The organism is Paractinoplanes atraurantiacus (assembly GCF_900215205.1).
Lineage (GTDB): Bacteria > Actinomycetota > Actinomycetes > Mycobacteriales > Micromonosporaceae > Actinoplanes > Actinoplanes atraurantiacus.
This window is the reverse complement of the sequence record NZ_OBDY01000012.1, coordinates 148,495-165,647: the sequence shown is the minus strand read 5'-3', so window position 1 is coordinate 165,647 and position 17,153 is coordinate 148,495. Positions and strand designations below refer to the sequence as shown.

Genomic DNA, 17,153 nt, shown 5'->3' with positions numbered 1-17,153 from the left:
GACCCGGTGCTCCCACTGCGGGAGCACCGGGTCTTTTCTTTGTGTGTGTGGGGGAGAGATGGAATCGATCCGGCTGCGGCTGGACGTGTCGTACGACGGGGCCGACTTCTCCGGGTGGGCGGCGCAGCCCGGGCGCCGGACCGTCGCCGGCGTGCTGGTCGAGGCGCTCGGGCGGCTCGTCGACGCTTCTTCTTTGGGCCTGACGGTCGCGGGACGGACCGATGCCGGGGTGCACGCCTCCGGCCAGGTCTGCCACATCGACCTGCCCGTGCCGGCGTGGGAGGAACTCGAGGCCTCGCTGATGCGGCGGCTGGCCGCGCTCATGCCGCCCGACGCGCGGGTCCGCGCGATCCGGCCGGTGCCGGCCACCTTCGACGCGCGCTTCTCGGCCACCTTCCGCCGGTACGAGTACCGGGTCGCCGACACCGTGTGGGGGCCGGAGCCGCTGCGCCGGCACGACACCATCGGCTGGGTGCGCCCCCTCGACCTGGACCGGCTCAACGCGGCCTCGCAGTGGCTCACCGGCGAACACGACTACGCCGCGTACTGCAAGCGCAAGGAGCACGCCACCACGATCCGCGCGATCAACCGGCTCGACTGGCGGCGCGACCCGGACGGCGTCTGCGTGGCCACGGTGCAGGCCGACGCGTTCTGCCAGTCGATGGTCCGCAGCCTGGTCGGCGCCCTGCTGACGGTCGGCGACGGCCGCCGCGACCCGGGCTGGCCGGCCACCCTGCTGACCCGCACGGAACGCTCCAGCGAGGTCACGGTGGCCCCGGCCCACGGGCTGACGCTGGTCGAGGTGGGTTATCCGGCCGAAGCCGACTACGCCGTACGGGCCGAAGCTACCCGGCGACTACGGGCCTGAGCAGCGACTCGGCCAGGTGGGTGTCGATGATCTCGGCGGTGATCCGGACGGCCACCGGATCGTCGCTGGGCACGAGCCGGCCGTCGGCCCGGGTGATCACGCAGTAGAGCAGGAAGTGGCCCCGGGCGTGCCAGCCCACCTGCGGCGTGGTCGTGCCGGCCTCGGCGGCGGGCAGCGTCGCGAACCCGCCGTCGCCGCCCTCGACCAGGCCGCGGAGCAGATCTTCGACCTCGGTCGCGCCGGCCGCGTCGGCCAGGTCGAAGGCGCCGGCCGTGACCCGGTAGCCCGGGTAGGGCGCGATCAGGCCGGCCCGGACCACCTCGCGGCAGCCGTATCGGTCGAGCAGGGCGCCCAGCTCACCCGTGGTCGCCTCGGCACAGTCGGCGCTCATGTGGCGCAGATCGATGGCGTACGGACCGGCCGCGCCCTCCGGGCGCACCTCGTCCCGCTCCCCGAAGACCGAGCCGAGCGAGAGCGTCTGCGGCTGGGCCACCTCGGCCGGCGCGAGGGTGGTGGCCGGCGCCCGGTCCCGGAACCGGTCGGCGAAGACCAGGAAACCGAACATGCCGAGCAGGGCGAACAGGATGAGGGCGGCCAGGCCGCGGGTGAGCAGCTGAAACGGGCGCAACGGCTCCGCACGGGCGCGGCGCCGGGCCCGGGGCGGGTCCGGGCGGTGCTGCCCGGCCGGCCCCAGGCCGCGGGCGACCAGGGCCAGGCCGCCGTCGGCGGTCGCGCGGTGGGCCGGTCGGGAAGGGGTGCCGTACCGCATGCGGCCACGCTAGGAGCGCATGGTGATCAATGAACGCACAGTTTGTGCGGCACCCCGGAGGTTGGTGACGCGGTGAAAACCGGCAGACTTGACCGGTGACCGCCGACCATTACTTCAGCGCCGAGCCGACCACGCCCGACCAGCGCCGCGAGATCCGGTTCAGCGTCTCGGGCCAGGACTACAAGCTGGCCACCGCGGCCGGGGTGTTCTCGTCGGGACGGCTCGACCCCGGCACGACCGTACTGCTGGAGAAAGGTGACCTGCCGACCGGCGGGGTGCTGCTCGATCTCGGCTGCGGCTACGGGCCGATCGCGTGCGTGCTGGCCCGCACGGCGCCCGGGGCGGTCGTGCACGCCGTCGACGTCAACTCGCGGGCCCGGCAGCTCACCGTGGAGAACGCGGCCTCGCTCGGCCTGACCGTCCACGTCGCCGCGCCCGACGAGGTGCCGGCCGACGTGACGTTCGACGAGATCTGGAGCAACCCGCCCACCCACGTCGGCAAGGCCGAACTGCACGCGATCATGCAGCGCTGGCTGCCCCGGCTCGCCCCCGGCGGCGTGGCCTGGCTGGTGATCAACCGCAACCTCGGCGGCGACTCGCTGCACGCCTGGCTCGTCGCGGAGGGCTGGGAAGTGTCGCGGGTCGCCAGCAAGAAGGGCTTCCGGGTGCTGCGCGTCACGTCCCCGGAGAAAACCGCCTGACTTCCGGCTGGGCGCCAGGGAGGATGTCGGCCATGGGGTACGTGGATGTCGCCGGCGCCGGATTCGTGCTGCCCGACGGGCGGCGGCTGTTCGCCGACGTCTCGTTCCGGGTCGGCGAGGGGGCGAAAGTCGCCCTGGTCGGGCCGAACGGCGCGGGCAAGACCACGCTGATGAGGCTGGTCGCGGGCGATCTGTCCACCCCGGAAGGCAGCATCGCGCGCTCCGGCGGGCTCGGCGTGATGCGCCAGTTCATCGGCATGATCGGCGACGACCGTACGCTGGCCGACCTCGCTCTTTCGCTGGTGAAACCGGCGCTGTCCGAGGCGGGGGAGCGGCTCGAGAAGGCCGCGGCGGCGCTCGGTGAATCGGAGCGCAGCCAACTGGCGTACGCCAATGCCCTGGCCCATTGGGGTGGGGCCGGGGGCTACGACGCCGAGGTGCTCTTCGACACCGTGGCCGTGGCGATCCTCGGCAAGCCGTGGGACGACGTGCGGCACCGTCCGGTGCGGACCCTCAGCGGCGGGCAGCAGAAGAGGTTCGCGCTCGACCTGCTGCTGCGCGGCGACGACGAGGTCCTGCTGCTCGACGAGCCCGACAACTTCCTCGACGTGCCCGGCAAGCGCTGGCTCGAGTCGCGGCTGCGCGAGTCGCCGAAATCGGTGCTCTACGTCTCGCACGACCGCGAGCTGCTGGCCCAGACGGCCGACCGCGTGGTAGCGGTCGAGGGCGGCAGCGCGTGGACCCATCCGGGCGGCTTCGCCTCATGGCATGAGGCGCGGGTGCACCGCCACTCCAAACTGGAGGAAAACCGCCGCCGCTGGGACGAGGAGCATCAGAAGCTGCGCGAGCTGATGTTCATGTACAAGCAGAAGGCGGCCTACAACTCCGGCATGGCCTCGCGCTACCAGGCCGCGCAGACCCGGCTGCGCAAGTTCGAAGAGGCCGGCCCGCCGCCGCTGCCCCCGAAGGACCAGTCGCTGCGCATGAACCTCCGCGGCGGCCGTACCGCGAAAAGAGCGGTGATCCTCGAACAGCTGGAGCTGGAGGACCTGACGTTCCCGTTCGACCTGGAGATCTGGTACGGCGACCGGGTGGCCGTGCTCGGCGCGAACGGCACCGGCAAGTCACACTTCCTGCGCCTGCTGGCCGCGGGCGGCACCGACCCCGAGGCGGAGAACAAGCCGGTCGACGGCGCGCCGCTGGCCCACGTGGCCCACAACGGGGTGGCCCGGCTCGGCGCGCGCGTGCGCCCCGGCCACTTCTCGCAGACCCACGACCGCCCCGAGCTGCAGGAACGCACCCTGGTCGAGATTCTCTGGCGAGGCGACGACCACCGCTCGGGCATGGACCGGGCCGGCGCGATGAAGGCGCTGAACCGCTACGAGCTGGCCGGACAGGGCGACCAGCGCTTCGGCACCCTGTCCGGCGGCCAGCAGGCCCGCTTCCTGGTGTTGCTGCTGGAGCTCTCCGGCGCCACGGTCCTGCTGCTCGACGAGCCGACCGACAACCTCGACCTGGCTTCGGCCGAGGCCTTGGAAGAGGGCTTGCGCTCCTTCGAGGGCACGGTGATAGCGGTGACCCACGACCGCTGGTTCACGCGTTCCTTCGACCGCTTCGTCCTCTTCCAGGGCGACGGCGAGGTGGTGGAGACCCCGGAGCCGGTCTGGGACGTCCGCTAGGGCTGTGCGGTGAGGGGGACGTAGACCTTGCCGCCGGACTCGACGAACTCGGTGGACTTCTGCTGCATGCCCATGGCCTTCAGCTCGTGGCTGATCTTCATGGAGCAGAACTTGGGGCCGCACATGGAGCAGAAGTGTGCGGTCTTCGCGGCCGGGGCCGGCAAAGTCTCGTCGTGGTAGGCGCGGGCCGTCTCCGGGTCCAGGGCCAGCTCGAACTGGTCCTCCCAGCGGAACTCGAAGCGGGCCTTGGACAGGGCGTCGTCCCAGGCCTGGGCGCCGGGGTGGCCCTTGGCGAGGTCGGCCGCGTGTGCGGCGATCTTGTAGGCGATCATGCCGGCCTTCACGTCGTCCTTGTCGGGCAGGCCCAGGTGCTCCTTGGGGGTGACGTAGCAGAGCATCGCAGTGCCGAACATGCCGATCATCGCGGCGCCGATGGCCGAGGTGATGTGGTCGTAGGCGGGGGCGATGTCGGTGGCGAGCGGGCCCAGCGTGTAGAACGGGGCGCCGCCGCACAGTTCGACCTGGAGGTCGACGTTCTCCTTGATCTTGTGCATGGGCACGTGGCCGGGGCCCTCGACCATGACCTGCACGTCGTACGCCCAGGCGCGGTGGGTCAGCTCGCCCAGCGTGCGCAGCTCGGCGAACTGGGCCGCGTCGTTGGCGTCGGCGATCGAACCGGGGCGCAGGCCGTCGCCCAGGGAGAACGTGATGTCGTACTCGGCGAAGATCTCGCACAGCTCGTCGTAGTGGGTGTAGAGGAAGTTCTCCTCGTGGTGGGCCAGGCACCAGGCGGCCATGATGGAGCCGCCGCGGGAGACGATGCCGGTGACCCGGTCGGCGGCCAGCGGCACATGCGGCAGCAGCACGCCGGCGTGGATCGTCATGTAGTCGACGCCCTGTTCGGCCTGCTCGATGATGGTCTCGTGGAACAGCTCCCAGGTCAGCTTGACCGGGTCACCCTTGACCTTTTCGAGCGCCTGGTAGATCGGCACCGTGCCGATCGGTACCGGCGCGTTCCGGATGATCGCCTCACGGGTCTCGTGGATGCGCGGGCCGGTCGACAGGTCCATCACGGTGTCCGCGCCCCAGCGGGTCGCCCACGTCATCTTCTCCACCTCCTCGGCGACCGACGAGGTCACCGCGGAGGTGCCGATGTTGGCGTTGACCTTCACCAGGAAGCGGGAGCCGATGATCATCGGCTCCGACTCGGGATGGTTGACGTTGGCCGGGATCACGGCCCGGCCGGCCGCGATCTCATCGCGGACCAGTTCCACCGGGACGTTCTCGCGGACGGCGACGAACTCCATCTCGGGTGTCGTCTCGCCGGCCCGGGCGGCGGCGAGCTGGGTGCGGCCGCCGGCCCACGGTTTCCGCAACGGCGGCAGCCCGACGGCCGGATCGCTGCCCGGACCCGAGGTGTCGTAGAGCCGCACGGGGTCGTTCCCGTCGCTCAGCACGACCTCCGAGAAGGGCACCTTCATGTCGGGCCGTGGTCCCTCGACGTACACCTTGCGCCTCATGCTTTTCCTCCCAGATAGTGACAAAACCGGCGGCGAACGGCAGCACGGGACCCGCGCTGCGGCTTTCTTAAATGAAGTGGTGCAGCGGGCCGGGCCCGGCGCCCAGCCGCCAGTCGCGACCGCCGGCCAGCGCGGCGCTGACGTAACGCTTGGCCGCCCGCACGGCCACCGGCACCGGATCGCCGGCCGCGAGACGGACCGCGATGGCCGACGAGAAGGTGCAGCCCGAGCCGTGGTTGTTCGCGGTCGGCACCGGCTCGCCGTGCAACGTCTCGACGGTGCCGTCATGCCAGAGGACGTCGGCGGCGGTCTCGCTGCCGGTCACCACCACGGCGCGCGCGCCCCGCTTGGCCAGACTCTCGGCCGCGAAGACCATCTCCTCGGCCGTCTCGACCGGGCTTCCGGTGAGGGCGGCGGCTTCCTGCCGGTTCGGGGTCAGGACACAGTTGTACGAGGCCAGGGGCGCGACGGCCGCGGTGTCGGCGAGCCGGGCGCCGGACGTGGCGACCAGCACGGGGTCGATGACAAGGTTGGGCAGCTGGGTGGCCCTGCCGGCGATCAGGGCGGCCACGGCGGGGTCGCCGATCATGCCGACCTTCACGGCGGCGACGGGGAAGTCGGCCAGCACGGCGTCGAGCTGGGCGGCGACGATGTCGATCGGGATGGGGTGGATGGCGGTGACGCCCAGGGTGTTCTGGGCGGTGACGGCGGTGATGACGGAAGTGCCGAAGGCGCCCAGGGCGGCGAAGGTCTTGAGGTCGGCTTGAATGCCGGCGCCGCCGCCGGAGTCCGAGCCGGCGATGGTCAGCACGACGGGCGGCGTCATCGTGCGGCCGCCAGGTCCGCCGCGGCCCGTTCCGGATCGTCGGCGCGCATGATGGCCCCGAGCACGGCGATGCCCCGCGCCCCGGCGGCCATGCAGGCGGCCGCCCGTGAGGGCGTGTCGATGCCGCCCAGCGCCAGCCACGGCACGTCACCGGCGAGCGCCGCCGCTTTCTCCGGCCCCAGCGCCGGCCCGTACCCCGGCTTGGTCTTGGTCGGGAAAACCGGCGACAGCGTCACATAGTCCTCAGTGGACGTCTGACAGGTCCCGTGCGCCGACCGCCCGACCACCTTGACGCCGGCGCGCGGCGGCGGATCGGCCTCGGCCAGGTGCACGGCGTCGCCGCCGAGCGGATCCGGCCCCGCGACGATCAACCGGCCCGGCGGCAGCAGCGCGCGCAGTTCCCCAGCGAGCGCGGCCCTTTCGCCGTACGGCAAATCTCTCTCCCGGAGGATGACCCACGCCGCGCCGCCGCGGATCGCCGCCTCGACCACCGAAACCAGCGGCCCGGCGGCGGACCGCCGATCGGTGAGTACGACGAGCCCGCCCGGAATCACCATCGGGCCAGCCCTTCGTCCGATGTGGACGCCACCGCGTGGAAGCGCCGCGGAATGCGCCCGGCCGTGTAGGCCAGCCTTCCGCCCAGGACCGCGTGGCGCATCGCCGCCGCCATCGCCGCCGGATCGTCGGCCCGGGTGATCGCACTCGCGATGAGCACCGCGTCGCAGCCCAGCTCCATCGCCAGCGTCGCGTCCGAGGCCGTGCCGATGCCCGCGTCCAGCACCACCGGGATGTCGACACTCTGCCGGATCAGCCGGATGTGGTGCGGGTTGGAGATGCCGAGGCCGGAGCCGATCGGCGAGCCCGCCGGCATCACCGCCGCGCAGCCCACGTCGGCCAGGCGGCGGGCCAGGATCGGGTCGTCGCTCGTGTACGGCAGCACCGTGAACCCGTCGCCGACCAGCGTCTCGGCCGCGCGCAGCAGCTCCACACCGTCGGGCAGCAGGGTCCGGTCGTCGCCGATGACCTCGAGCTTGATCAGGTCGGTCTCGAAGGCCTCGCGGGCCAGGTGGGCCGTCTTCACCGCGTCGCCCGCGGTGTAGCAGCCGGCCGTGTTGGGCAGGACCCGCACACCGAGCCGGTCGAGCATCGGCAGCAGGCCCGGACCGGCCGCGTCGACCCGGCGCAGGGCGACCGTGACCAGGTCGGTCCCGGAGGCGACGATCGCCTCCTCGAGGGCGGCCAGGCTGTTGGCGCCGCCGGTACCGAGGATGAGCCTCGACTTCTCGAACATCTTCAGCCCCCCTGCGCGGCGGTCAGCACCTCGACCGCGTCGCCCTCGGCCAGCGGCACCGCGCTCCACGTCGAGCGGGGCACCACCTCGCCGTTCACGGCGACCGCGACGCCGCGCCGGGCCTCGGTGAGCGTCTCGACCAGGGCCAGGACCGACAGTTTGGTCTCGGCTTCGAAGCTGCGCCCGTTGACCGTCAGCCGCATCAGAACCTCCTCGGATCGAAGTCGGGGCATTCCCTGCCCTCCACGACGAGATCGGCGACGAGCTCGGCGGTCACCGGGGCGAGGAGAATGCCGTTGCGGTGGTGTCCAGCGGCGACGATGTGTCCGTCCCCGAAGAAGCCGATCATGGGTGCGTTGTCCGGTGTTCCGGGCCGATGGCCCACGGTCGTCTCGGCCAGCTCCAGCTCGGCCAGGCCCGGCACCAGCTCGATCGCGGCCCGCAGCAGGTCGTAGACGCCGCCCGCGGTGACCAGCCGGTCGGTGCGCTCCTCCTGGGTGGCGCCGACGACGATCTCACCGTCCCGCCGGGGCACGACGTAGACCGATCTGCCGTCGACCGTCGCGTCGAGCACGTGCCGCAGCAGACCGGGCTCACCCCGCAACCGCAGGACCTGACCCTTGACCGGCCGTACGGGGAGACCGGTGAGCCGCGCGGTGCCGCAACCGGCCGCCACGACGACCGTCGTGGCATCCACATCGGACAACGACTCGATCCGCTTCGGCACGATCCGGTCGTGCAGTTTTTCGCGGAGGGCGGCGACCACGCGGCGCGGGTCGACCTGACGCTCCCGCGGCGAGTGGACGCCGGCGCGTACCCGAGGGGAAAGAGCCGGCTCCAGCTCCCGCAGCTCCGTCGGGCGCAGCAGCGGCAACTGCTGCCGAGTCCAGACGCGGGCCGCCTCGGCCACGTCGTCAGCAGTCATGGCCAGGCTCAACGTGCCGGTGTCGTCGTAACCGACGTCCACGCCGAGCTCGGCCGCGAAGCCGGGCCACAGATCGGCCGACCGCTCCATCAGCCGCACCAGCTTGGGATCTTCGAACGCCGACTCGCCGCCCGGCGCGAGCATGCCGGCCGCGACATGCCAGGCGCCCTCGTCACCGTCGTCGAAGACCGTGACGTCCCGGCCGCGCTCGACCAGCCGCCAGGCGATGGACAGGCCGATGATCCCGCCACCCACGACCGCGACGTCGCTCATGCCAGCGCCCTTTGGAAGGCGGCCGCGGCGCCGGACGGGTCACCGGCGATCGCCGAGATGGCCGCGACCCCGTACGAGTCGAGCAACGCGACCCGCTCGACCGTGACCCCGCCGATGGCGACGACCGGCGTGCCGGGCACCGCGGCGACGACCTTCGCGACCCCTTCAGGCCCGAACGGCTCGGGCAGCCCCGCCTTGCTGACGGTGGCGAACGCCGGCCCCACGCCGAGATAGGACGCGCCGTCGGCGACGGCTTTCAAAGCGGTTTCTGGTGTACGGCACGTGGCCCCCACAACCGCACCGGCGCCCAGCACCCGCCGCACGACGGCCACGGGAAGATCCTCGGCGCCCACGTGGACACCGTCGGCGCCGGCGGCCAGAGCCACACCCACCCGGTCATCGACCAGGCAGAGCGCGTCACCGGCACGCCGGCACACGTCGAGAGCGGCCACGGTCAGCTCGTAGGCCGCCCGATCGGACGATTTCACCCGCACCTGCACGGCGACCGGCCCGTGGCCGACCACCCCTCGCACCACATCGAGCGAGTCGGTGACTACATGCAATCGAGGAAACAACGAACGCTCCTCCCTGCGCCGGCATGACCCGGATCAGGTTCGACGGTCGGGGGCTCCCAGCCCCCCTCTCAGCCCGGTGCACCGGACTCCCGTGGGGTTGTGCTCGGACCATAACCGGTCCGCGACGAGAAAAGCTAGAGCGCTCCCTGTGCCGGACGTCTCCCCATCACCACCGAGAAAGGACCGACATGTCCGCCGAAATCACCCAGCCACAGCGTGCATCCGGGGCTAGAGCTTGTAGAACGTCACGTAGTGGTCGGGGGTGAACCAGGTCTCCCTTGTGGAGCGGTTGACCACGATGCGGTAGGCGTCCCGGGCCGCCCCGCGGGTGCGGGCGTAGACGTCGTATTCGCTGTAGGTGGCGTTCACGGGGAGCTGCTTCTCGCGGTTCTGGAACGTGCCGCCCGTGTAGTTGTACTGGCCGTACGGCCACGCGTACCAGCCGCTGCTCGTGGGCCAGCCCAGGGTGGACCATCCCGTGCGGGTCGTGCGGGCGGCCGAGCAGCGGGAGATGGTGCAGGTCGAGTGGACGGCGGCCTGGGCCGCGTCGGTGGTCGTGGGCGCCACCACGGCCGGCGCCACCAGGGCGGTGCCGGAGAGGGCGACGACCAGGGCGAGGCCGGTGAGGAACCGGCGGAGGCGAGGGTACCGGTCAGCGGTCATGGACGACATCGTGCGACGGCGGGAGGGCCTCGCGGTACCTCCCGGCCGCATCATTCCATTGACGTTTGCCTATGCGTTACCGGCCGAGGCCGCCCACCCAGTCGGACAGCTCGTTCTCCTTGCCCGGGCGGGGCTGGGGCGGAGTGAAGCCGTCGAACGACGGTGTCGGCAGCACGCCGGTGTCGGACGGGCGCAGCTCGTGCTCGGGGCGCTGGGCGGCGGCCGACGCGCGGGCGGCCACGGAGGCCCGGGCCGCGGCGACGTTCGCGCGGCCGGTGATGGCCTGGGCGGCACCCGCGCCGGGCAGCGGGCCCGTGGGGGCATTGGCCGACGGGCCGCCGGCGGCCTGGGCGATCGCCGAGTGGGGCTGGGCGTCGCGCTGGGGCAGCGGCGGGCGGTCGGGAGTGGGCGGAGCCTCCGCCGCCGAGCCGGCCGGGCCGCGCCGGAAGACCGCGGCCAGCACGGAGCCGAAGACGCCGGCGCCCGCGGCGGTCATCGCCGCCCAGTACGGAACCTCCTGGTAGCGGTCGGCGCCCGCGCCGGGGCCGGCGATCAGGTAGGCCACCGTGAGCAGCGCCGGGCCGGGCAGGCCGGAGAGCGCGATCGCGACCAGCGAGTGCCGGCCGCGGCGGGCGATCAGGCCGATCACCAGGCCGCTGATCAGGGCGAGCGCCGGCATCGTGAACAGCGCGGCCTGATCGACCACCTTGTCCGGCAGAACGCTCACGTCGAGCACGCCGAGGCGTACGGAAGCAGGCTCTTGACCCGGCCTCAGCGACGGCGCCACCGAGACCAGCGCGATCACCCACGTCGCGACCGTCAGCGTCAGGATGCTCCAGCGGGCGACGGCACTGCGCAGGGCCGCGTACGCCGCGAAGATGCCCACCGCCGCACCGAGCGCCGCGCACGCGCCGACCACGAAGACCGGGTCGACGCCGGTGACCTCGGCCGCCCGGGCCGGCTGCATGGTGAGCGGCAGGATCGCGGCCGCGCCGAAGCCGGCCACCACCGCCGGGACGAAGCGGGCGCCGGCGGGGGCGCGTTTCGGCAGTTGCGTGCGGGCGACGACGGCGCCGATCGCGGCGGCGGTCATCGCGAACCACGCCACCCAGGCCAGCTGGGCGATCCACTCGTCACGCGCGGTGACCTCGACGACGCGGGAGAAGCGCAGGACGCCCAACCCGTAGGCCAGGCCCAGCTGCGAAGCCCCGGCCAGCGCGGCAACGCCGAACGAGGCTCCCAACAACTTCGCCCAGGTGCGGAAAGTCATGCCCGGCACGTTACGGAATCCTCTCCCGTGAACGCCACTGGGACGTCCGATTCTTAAGGCAGTCCAAAATCCCGCTTAGAACACTCTTGTACGCAGCGTGATCTCGTCACGCCATCAAGAGATCATGGAGCTGGGCGCTGCAGCGGGCGACCTCTTCGAGGTTGGCCGTGCGGCCCAGCGTGCGGGGGCGCGGGATGCGCACGTCGAGGATCTCGCGGACCCGGCCCGGCCGCGGGCTCAGCACCACCACCCGGTCGGCCAGCAGCACCGCCTCGTCGATCGAATGGGTGACGAAGACCGTGGTCGGCGCCTGCTCCATGTGGATGCGCTGGAGCTCGACCGACAGCTCCTCGCGAATCAGCGGGTCGAGCGCCGAGAACGGCTCGTCCATCAGCATCACGCGGGGGCGGCCGATCAGCGCGCGGCACAGCGCCACCCGCTGCTGCATGCCGCCCGAGAGCTCGTGCGGCAGCCTTTTCTCGAAGCCGGTCAGGCCGGTCAGCGCCAGCAGATCGTGGGCGCGGGACACGTATTCCGCCTTGCGCCAGCCGAAGATCTGCACCGGCAGCAGCACGTTGTCGAGCACCGACCGCCACGGCAGCAGGGCCGGGCGCTGGAACATCATGGCCACGTCGCGGCGCGGCTTGACCACCCGCTCGCCGGACACCTCGATCTGCCCGCCGGTCGCGGGGAGCAGGCCGGCGATCAGCCGCAGCAGCGTCGACTTGCCGCAGCCGGAGCGGCCGACCACGGCCACGAACTCGCCGTCGGCCACGGTGAGGCTCACGTCGCGCAGCGCCTCGACCGTGCCCGAGCGGCCGGTGAAGGTGCGCGACACGTTCTCGATGCGGATCATGAGGCGAGCCGCCAGCGGCCGGCCCGGGCCACCAGCACGGTGAGCGCCTGCGGCATCAGGCCGGAGTGGTTGTCCGGGGTCAGGCGCAGCGGCCCGGAGAGGCCGTCGACCTGCGAGGTCTCCAGGATGTCGCGGATGCCCTCGCGGTCGGCGCCGACCCGGGCCACCGCGTCGGCGACCAGGTCGACCGCGTCCGCGGCGAAGGCGGCGACGCCCGAGTAGCTGCCGTAGCGCGAGGTGTAGTCGCGGAACCACTGCTTGCGCGAGGATTTCGCGGGCGTGGTCGCGATGACGTCGTCGATCGCCAGGATCTGGGTGAAGACCATCCGGACGTTGTTCGTGGCCGAGGAGGCGGTGGCCGGGATGAACAGGTCGCCGGCGGCCGCGGCGTCGAAATACACCCGGCCCTTGTATCCGACCTGCTTCAGGTTGACCGCGGCCAGCTGGGCCAGGTCGGGTGCGGTCAGCACGACGATGGCGCTCGGGTTGCGCGCGGCCAGCGTGCCGATCGCCTGGGTGATGTCGGTGGCGGTCGGCTTGACCGCGCGGGCTCCCACCGACGTGATGCCGGTGCCGGTCGTCTTGGTGAACAGCGCCTTCTGGGCGCCGCGCCCGTAAAGGTCGTCGGCGTACAGGACGCCGATGTTCTTGGTTTTCGCCTTGCGCAGCTCGGACACCATCGCCGACGCGTTGTCGGCCGAGTTCGGGCCGATCTTGAAGATGTACCGACGGCTGGAAACCGGGTTGACGACTTCCTCGGAGGCGCCCAGCGAGATGGTCGGCACCTTCTTGTCGTTGATCGTCTTGGCCGCGCCGACCACGCATTGGTCGCAGGCGCCGGAGACGATCGCGGCGACCGAGCGGTCGTCGGCGAACGCGCCGATGTTGCGCATCGAGGACGTCGGGTCGTTCCGGTTGTCCTGTGTGGTCAGTCGCAGCTGCCGGTCGCCGAGCTGGCCCGAGGCGTTCACCTGCTCGATCCGCAGCTGAAGGGCGCGCGCGTACGCGATGTCGACGGGCGACGAGTTGTCGAGGTCGGCGGCGATCGTGATCACTTCGGACGCTGCCGGCTTGCCGTCGTCCGAGGAGCAGCCGGCCGCACCGGCGACGAGGAGCATCGAGGCCACGGCATATGCCGCGGTGATGCGGGGGAGCCGCACTGCGGTGCCTCCTAGAAAGGCGATACGGACAAGATGTCCGTTCGAACGCGCCAAACCTTGCCAACGTGAGGGCCCCTGGTCAAGCAGAGGTCCATCGATGGAGCGAGACGCTTGTCTCACATATTGGTTGGAATCTTGCAGTTTGATCGTGACCGGGTCATCACGGATTGTCGTGGTCGGCATATTCGTGCACGTCAAAGAGGTGTGAATGTCGATTGTGGAACTGGCAATGCATCCAACAGTCGGGCGGGGAGTTCGTTTCGAGGAGTTTCCGGACTTCCCAAACCAATGTCCGTTCTGATGAAATTCCCGGGCCGCAGCGCTCAGGCGGGCACGGAGACACGGGGATGACCACGGAGGAGAAGTCGTGAGCACCGGATCTTCGACCCAGGTGGCACGCCGTGGTGTCTTCCCCCGGCTTCGGGATGCGCGCATCCGTTCGAAGCTGGCGCTGATCCTCCTCGTGCCCCTGGCCGCAGTAATCGTTCTCGCCACCACGCGCCTTGTCGACATCGGACAGCGCGCGTCGGCCGCCGGTCAGGTCGAGGAGCTCACCAAGCTCGACACCGACATCTCGGCGCTGACGCAGCTGCTGCACACCGAGCGCATGGCCGCCGCGGCCTATCTGGCCGCACCGGCCGGCGCCAAGCCCGACGCCTACGACGCCGCGGTGCGCAACAGCGACGCCCAGATCGCCGTCTACCGCTCGCACCGGGCCGGCGTCGACGACTCGCCCGGCGCCGTGGCCGACCGTCTCGCGCGCATCGACGACCACCTCAACACGATGGACGCCACCCGCACGGCGGTCAGCAAGCACGAGGGCATCGCCGTGGCCGAGGCGGTCTCCCGCTACGGCGTGGTCATCACCGACCTGGTCGCGTACGGCGACTCGGTCAGCCAGCTGGCCGGCGACGGCGACATCGCCGACAGCCTGCGGGCGCTCTCCGCGTTCGCCCGGGCCAAGGCCGGCACGGCCGAGCAGGAGGCGGTCTCGTACGCCGCGCGGGTCGCCGACGACCTCAGCGAGGAGCAGCGGGTCACCTTCATCGCCACCCAGACCAGCCAGCAGGAGGCGCTGACCACCTTCTCCCTGGTCGCCAGCGCCGAGCAGCGCGCCCTGGCCGACAAGGTGGTCAGCGGCGACGCGGTCAACCTGGTCGACGGCGTCGCCACCCAGCTCGGCCGCGGTGAGAGCGTGCCCGCGGCCGACATCACCGAGGCGTTCGGCGCCGTGGTCGACCTGATGCGCTGGGCCGAGCAGCAGCTCGAGGCGAAGATCGTGAAGGCGACCGGCGACGACCGCGACTCCGTCGTCCGCCAGGCCGCGATCGAGTCGGCCCTGGTCGTGATCGTGCTGATCATCGCCATCGCGCTCGCCGTGATCCTGGCCCGCTCGCTCAACATGTCGCTGCGCCGGCTGCGTGAGGGCGCGCTCGCCGTGGCCAACCGCGACCTGCCCGACGCCGTGACCAAGCTCCGCGACGCCAAGAACCTCGGCGAGGGTGGCGCCGACGACATCGTCCGCCAGGTGCGCGAGCCGATCCAGCTGCCCAACCGCGACGAGATCGGCCAGGTCGCCCAGGCCTTCAACGTGGTGCACCGCGAGGCGGTCCGCATCGCGGCCGAGCAGGCCGCGCTGCGCACCAGCGTCTCGACCATGTTCCTCAACCTGGCCCGCCGCTCGCAGTCGCTGGTCGACCGGATGATCGGCGAGCTCGACATGATCGAGCGCAACGAGGAGGACCCGAAGAGGCTCGCGCAGCTGTTCGAGCTCGACCACCTGGCCACCCGGATGCGCCGCAACGACGAGAACCTGCTCGTGCTGGCCGGCGCCGACTCGAGCCCGCCGCGGCGCGAGGACGCGCTGGTCGTCGACGCGCTGCGCGCCGCGCAGTCCGAGGTCGAGCTCTACAACCGCATCGAGTTCGGCACTGTCGACACCGACGTCTCGATCGCCGCGCTCGCCGTCAACGACGTGGTCCGCCTCGTGGCCGAGCTGCTCGACAACGCCACCCGCTTCTCGCCGCCGACCACCGTCGTGGTCGCCGACGGCCGCCGCATCCGCGACTACGTCGTGATCCAGGTGGAGGACCGCGGTCTCGGCATGTCCGAGGAGCAGATGGACCAGCTCAACCGCCGCCTGGCCGAGCCGCCCAGCGTGGACGTCGCGGCGTTCCGCCTGATGGGCCTGGCCGTGGTGTCCCGGCTCGCCTCGCGCTACGGCATCAAGGTCGAGCTGCGGGCCAACCTCGAAGGCGGCACGGTCGCCCAGGTCACGCTGCCGAGCAGCATCGTCGTCACGCCGCGCCGCTACGACACGTTCGGCGGCGGCCCGCGCCCGGAGCTGGGCGCGGCCCCGTCCGGTGGCTGGGACGGCCGGGCCTCTCGCGCGGCCACGGCCACGCTGCCGACCATCGAGCCGCCGGCCCCCGAGCCGGTGCAGGAGATGCCGTCGCACCCGCAGCTGCCGGTCTTCCCGTCGCAGCGCCCGCCGAGCGACCCCGAGGTGCGGCCGACGCCGAACCGCCCGCCGCTGCCGACCCGGGTCTCGAAGACGATCTCGCAGACGCAGAACGCGCCGACGATGAACGGCTTCACCCCGACGATGCAGACGCCGACCGTGACGCCTCCGGTCTCGGCCCCTCCGGTCTCGGCCCCGCCGGTCTCCGCTCCGCCCGTCTCGGCGCCGACCGGTGGCTGGGGTGCGGCGCTCGCCGCGATGCCCCCGGTGCCGGCGCAGCCGATGGCGGCGCCGGTCGAGGACCGCAACGATTCCCCGATCTTCGTTCAGATGCAGCAGAGCTGGTTCCGCAACCACGACGGGGCGAGCCAGGAGCAGTTCGGCATGCCGACGGCGGGCTACGCGCCCCCGCCCAACGCGGCCCCGGCCCCCGCCGCGCCGACGGCCGCCGCCGCCCCGGCCCCGGCCGCCGCCCCGGCGTCCCCGGCTCCGGCTCCGGCTCCGGCTCCGGCCGCTCCGGCGCCCGTGTCGCCACCGCCGCCGCCCGCTCCCAAGCCCGAGAAACCGGCGCCGACGGCCACCGGGCACAATGGACCGTCGGTTCCGAGACAGCGTCCTGCTGAGGAGGACCGGTGGAAGACAGCGGCGGACGATGGATGGAAACGGGCCATGGCGGCGGCTGAGCCGGTCGACGCCGGGACCACGAGATCCGGCCTCCCCAAGCGCGTCCCGCAGGCACAGCTCGTGCCCGGCGGCGTGCAGCCGGGACCCAAGGCGCAGAACCGCCGCAGCCCCGACGAGGTCCGCGGGTTGCTGTCCGCGTACCACCGGGGAGTGCAACGCGGGCGGACGGACGGCACCGCCGAGTCCGCCGCCTCCCAGGCTAAGGAGACCGACTAGTGACCAGGCCCCCCACCATGCAGGACATGGGCTGGCTGCTCAACAACTTCGCCAACAGCGTGGCCGGCATCGCCCACGTCGTGGCCGTGTCCGCCGACGGGCTGCTGCTGGCCGCCTCACGCGACCTGCCCGCCGACCGGGCCGACCAGCTGGCCGCCATCACCTCCGGCGTGGTCAGCCTGACCGACGGCGCCTCACGCATGTTCAACGCCGGCACCGTCCAGCAGACGATCATCGAGATGGAGAGCGGATACCTCTTCCTCATGTCGATCAGCGACGGCTCCGCGATGGCCGTGCTCGCCGCCCGCAGCTGCGACGTCGGCCAGGTCGGATACGAGATGGCGTTGCTGGTCGAGCGGGTCGGCGCGGCGCTCTCGCCGGTCGCGCGTGAAGCAGTCAGTCATTAGAGGCCGGAC

The 17,153-nt window shown here is 71.9% G+C and carries 17 protein-coding genes and 1 riboswitch; of the genes, 5 read left to right on the top strand and 12 right to left on the bottom strand.

What is annotated here, in order from left to right; translation table 11 throughout:
- Window positions 1-58: 58 nt before the first annotated feature.
- On the top strand, window positions 59-868 hold the full coding sequence (gene truA / locus CRP55_RS26025; RefSeq protein ID WP_097322753.1) for a tRNA pseudouridine(38-40) synthase TruA: 810 nt from the start codon (window positions 59-61) through the stop codon (window positions 866-868).
- Here the strand turns inward: truA and CRP55_RS26020 are convergent.
- A complete protein-coding gene (locus CRP55_RS26020; RefSeq protein ID WP_097322752.1) occupies window positions 846-1,637 on the bottom strand; it encodes a hypothetical protein in 792 nt (263 codons plus the stop codon). The two genes, truA and CRP55_RS26020, sit on opposite strands and share 23 nt — an antisense overlap.
- Window positions 1,638-1,732: 95 nt before the next feature.
- Here CRP55_RS26020 and CRP55_RS26015 point away from each other — a divergent pair, with 95 nt between their 5' ends.
- Both CRP55_RS26015 and CRP55_RS26010 read left to right on the top strand, forming a co-directional pair.
- Window positions 1,733-2,338 (top strand): class I SAM-dependent methyltransferase, encoded by a 606-nt coding sequence (locus CRP55_RS26015; RefSeq protein WP_097322751.1) that lies wholly within the window; start codon window positions 1,733-1,735, stop codon window positions 2,336-2,338.
- 32 nt (window positions 2,339-2,370) lie between these two features.
- Window positions 2,371-4,017, top strand: a complete 1,647-nt coding sequence (locus CRP55_RS26010) for an ABC-F family ATP-binding cassette domain-containing protein (protein WP_097322874.1) — start codon at window positions 2,371-2,373, stop codon at window positions 4,015-4,017.
- On the opposite strand, the gene thiC is transcribed toward CRP55_RS26010, so the two are convergent.
- The 11 genes from thiC to CRP55_RS25955 form a co-directional block, all read right to left on the bottom strand.
- Entirely contained in the window at window positions 4,014-5,537 is a 1,524-nt protein-coding gene (gene thiC / locus CRP55_RS26005; RefSeq protein ID WP_097322750.1) for a phosphomethylpyrimidine synthase ThiC, read from the bottom strand. The two genes, CRP55_RS26010 and thiC, sit on opposite strands and share 4 nt — an antisense overlap.
- Before the next feature lie 67 nt (window positions 5,538-5,604).
- Window positions 5,605-6,363 carry a bifunctional hydroxymethylpyrimidine kinase/phosphomethylpyrimidine kinase gene (gene thiD, locus CRP55_RS26000; RefSeq protein ID WP_097322749.1) on the bottom strand — a complete coding sequence of 253 codons (759 nt, stop codon included), beginning with the start codon at window positions 6,361-6,363 and terminating at the stop codon, window positions 5,605-5,607.
- Complete coding sequence (locus CRP55_RS25995; RefSeq protein WP_097322748.1) at window positions 6,360-6,920, bottom strand: thiamine phosphate synthase; 561 nt, start codon at window positions 6,918-6,920, stop codon at window positions 6,360-6,362. The genes thiD and CRP55_RS25995 overlap by 4 nt, the downstream gene beginning before the upstream one ends.
- Window positions 6,914-7,654 carry a thiazole synthase gene (locus CRP55_RS25990; RefSeq protein ID WP_097322747.1) on the bottom strand — a complete coding sequence of 247 codons (741 nt, stop codon included), beginning with the start codon at window positions 7,652-7,654 and terminating at the stop codon, window positions 6,914-6,916. The genes CRP55_RS25995 and CRP55_RS25990 overlap by 7 nt, the downstream gene beginning before the upstream one ends.
- Window positions 7,655-7,656: 2 nt before the next feature.
- Complete coding sequence (thiS, locus tag CRP55_RS25985; protein WP_097322746.1) at window positions 7,657-7,857, bottom strand: sulfur carrier protein ThiS; 201 nt, start codon at window positions 7,855-7,857, stop codon at window positions 7,657-7,659.
- Entirely contained in the window at window positions 7,857-8,852 is a 996-nt protein-coding gene (gene thiO, locus CRP55_RS25980; protein WP_097322745.1) for a glycine oxidase ThiO, read from the bottom strand. The genes thiS and thiO overlap by 1 nt, the downstream gene beginning before the upstream one ends.
- Window positions 8,849-9,427 (bottom strand): thiamine phosphate synthase, encoded by a 579-nt coding sequence (locus tag CRP55_RS25975; RefSeq protein WP_245923379.1) that lies wholly within the window; start codon window positions 9,425-9,427, stop codon window positions 8,849-8,851. The genes thiO and CRP55_RS25975 overlap by 4 nt, the downstream gene beginning before the upstream one ends.
- Window positions 9,421-9,530: riboswitch (TPP riboswitch) on the bottom strand. It overlaps the preceding gene by 7 nt.
- A gap of 125 nt (window positions 9,531-9,655) precedes the next feature.
- Window positions 9,656-10,090: a ribonuclease domain-containing protein gene (locus CRP55_RS25970; protein ID WP_097322873.1), complete on the bottom strand. Its 435-nt coding sequence runs from the start codon at window positions 10,088-10,090 to the stop codon at window positions 9,656-9,658.
- 76 nt (window positions 10,091-10,166) lie between these two features.
- Window positions 10,167-11,360 carry a hypothetical protein gene (locus tag CRP55_RS53230; RefSeq protein ID WP_097322743.1) on the bottom strand — a complete coding sequence of 398 codons (1,194 nt, stop codon included), beginning with the start codon at window positions 11,358-11,360 and terminating at the stop codon, window positions 10,167-10,169.
- 106 nt (window positions 11,361-11,466) lie between these two features.
- The gene (locus CRP55_RS25960) at window positions 11,467-12,216 is read right to left on the bottom strand and encodes an ABC transporter ATP-binding protein (protein ID WP_097322742.1); all 750 of its coding nucleotides are present in this window, start codon (window positions 12,214-12,216) and stop codon (window positions 11,467-11,469) included.
- Entirely contained in the window at window positions 12,213-13,334 is a 1,122-nt protein-coding gene (locus CRP55_RS25955) for an ABC transporter substrate-binding protein (RefSeq protein ID WP_179855344.1), read from the bottom strand. Before CRP55_RS25955 ends, CRP55_RS25960 begins: the two co-directional genes overlap by 4 nt.
- Before the next feature lie 409 nt (window positions 13,335-13,743).
- Between CRP55_RS25955 and CRP55_RS25950 the strand changes: the two genes are divergently transcribed.
- Both CRP55_RS25950 and CRP55_RS25945 read left to right on the top strand, forming a co-directional pair.
- The gene (locus CRP55_RS25950; RefSeq protein WP_097322741.1) at window positions 13,744-16,737 is read left to right on the top strand and encodes a nitrate- and nitrite sensing domain-containing protein; all 2,994 of its coding nucleotides are present in this window, start codon (window positions 13,744-13,746) and stop codon (window positions 16,735-16,737) included.
- Window positions 16,737-17,144 carry a roadblock/LC7 domain-containing protein gene (locus CRP55_RS25945; RefSeq protein WP_097322740.1) on the top strand — a complete coding sequence of 136 codons (408 nt, stop codon included), beginning with the start codon at window positions 16,737-16,739 and terminating at the stop codon, window positions 17,142-17,144. Before CRP55_RS25950 ends, CRP55_RS25945 begins: the two co-directional genes overlap by 1 nt.
- Window positions 17,145-17,153: the final 9 nt, after the last annotated feature.

Coding starts and splice junctions, on each gene's coding strand:
- truA (WP_097322753.1), top strand. CDS start 59: ATGGAATCGATCCGGCTGCGGCTGGACGTGTCGTACGACGGGGCCGAC.
- CRP55_RS26020 (WP_097322752.1), bottom strand. CDS start 1,637: ATGCGGTACGGCACCCCTTCCCGACCGGCCCACCGCGCGACCGCCGAC.
- CRP55_RS26010 (WP_097322874.1), top strand. CDS start 2,371: ATGGGGTACGTGGATGTCGCCGGCGCCGGATTCGTGCTGCCCGACGGG.
- thiC (WP_097322750.1), bottom strand. CDS start 5,537: ATGAGGCGCAAGGTGTACGTCGAGGGACCACGGCCCGACATGAAGGTG.
- thiD (WP_097322749.1), bottom strand. CDS start 6,363: ATGACGCCGCCCGTCGTGCTGACCATCGCCGGCTCGGACTCCGGCGGC.
- CRP55_RS25995 (WP_097322748.1), bottom strand. CDS start 6,920: ATGGTGATTCCGGGCGGGCTCGTCGTACTCACCGATCGGCGGTCCGCC.
- CRP55_RS25990 (WP_097322747.1), bottom strand. CDS start 7,654: ATGTTCGAGAAGTCGAGGCTCATCCTCGGTACCGGCGGCGCCAACAGC.
- thiS (WP_097322746.1), bottom strand. CDS start 7,857: ATGCGGCTGACGGTCAACGGGCGCAGCTTCGAAGCCGAGACCAAACTG.
- thiO (WP_097322745.1), bottom strand. CDS start 8,852: ATGAGCGACGTCGCGGTCGTGGGTGGCGGGATCATCGGCCTGTCCATC.
- CRP55_RS25970 (WP_097322873.1), bottom strand. CDS start 10,090: ATGACCGCTGACCGGTACCCTCGCCTCCGCCGGTTCCTCACCGGCCTC.
- CRP55_RS53230 (WP_097322743.1), bottom strand. CDS start 11,360: ATGACTTTCCGCACCTGGGCGAAGTTGTTGGGAGCCTCGTTCGGCGTT.
- CRP55_RS25960 (WP_097322742.1), bottom strand. CDS start 12,216: ATGATCCGCATCGAGAACGTGTCGCGCACCTTCACCGGCCGCTCGGGC.
- CRP55_RS25955 (WP_179855344.1), bottom strand. CDS start 13,334: ATGCTCCTCGTCGCCGGTGCGGCCGGCTGCTCCTCGGACGACGGCAAG.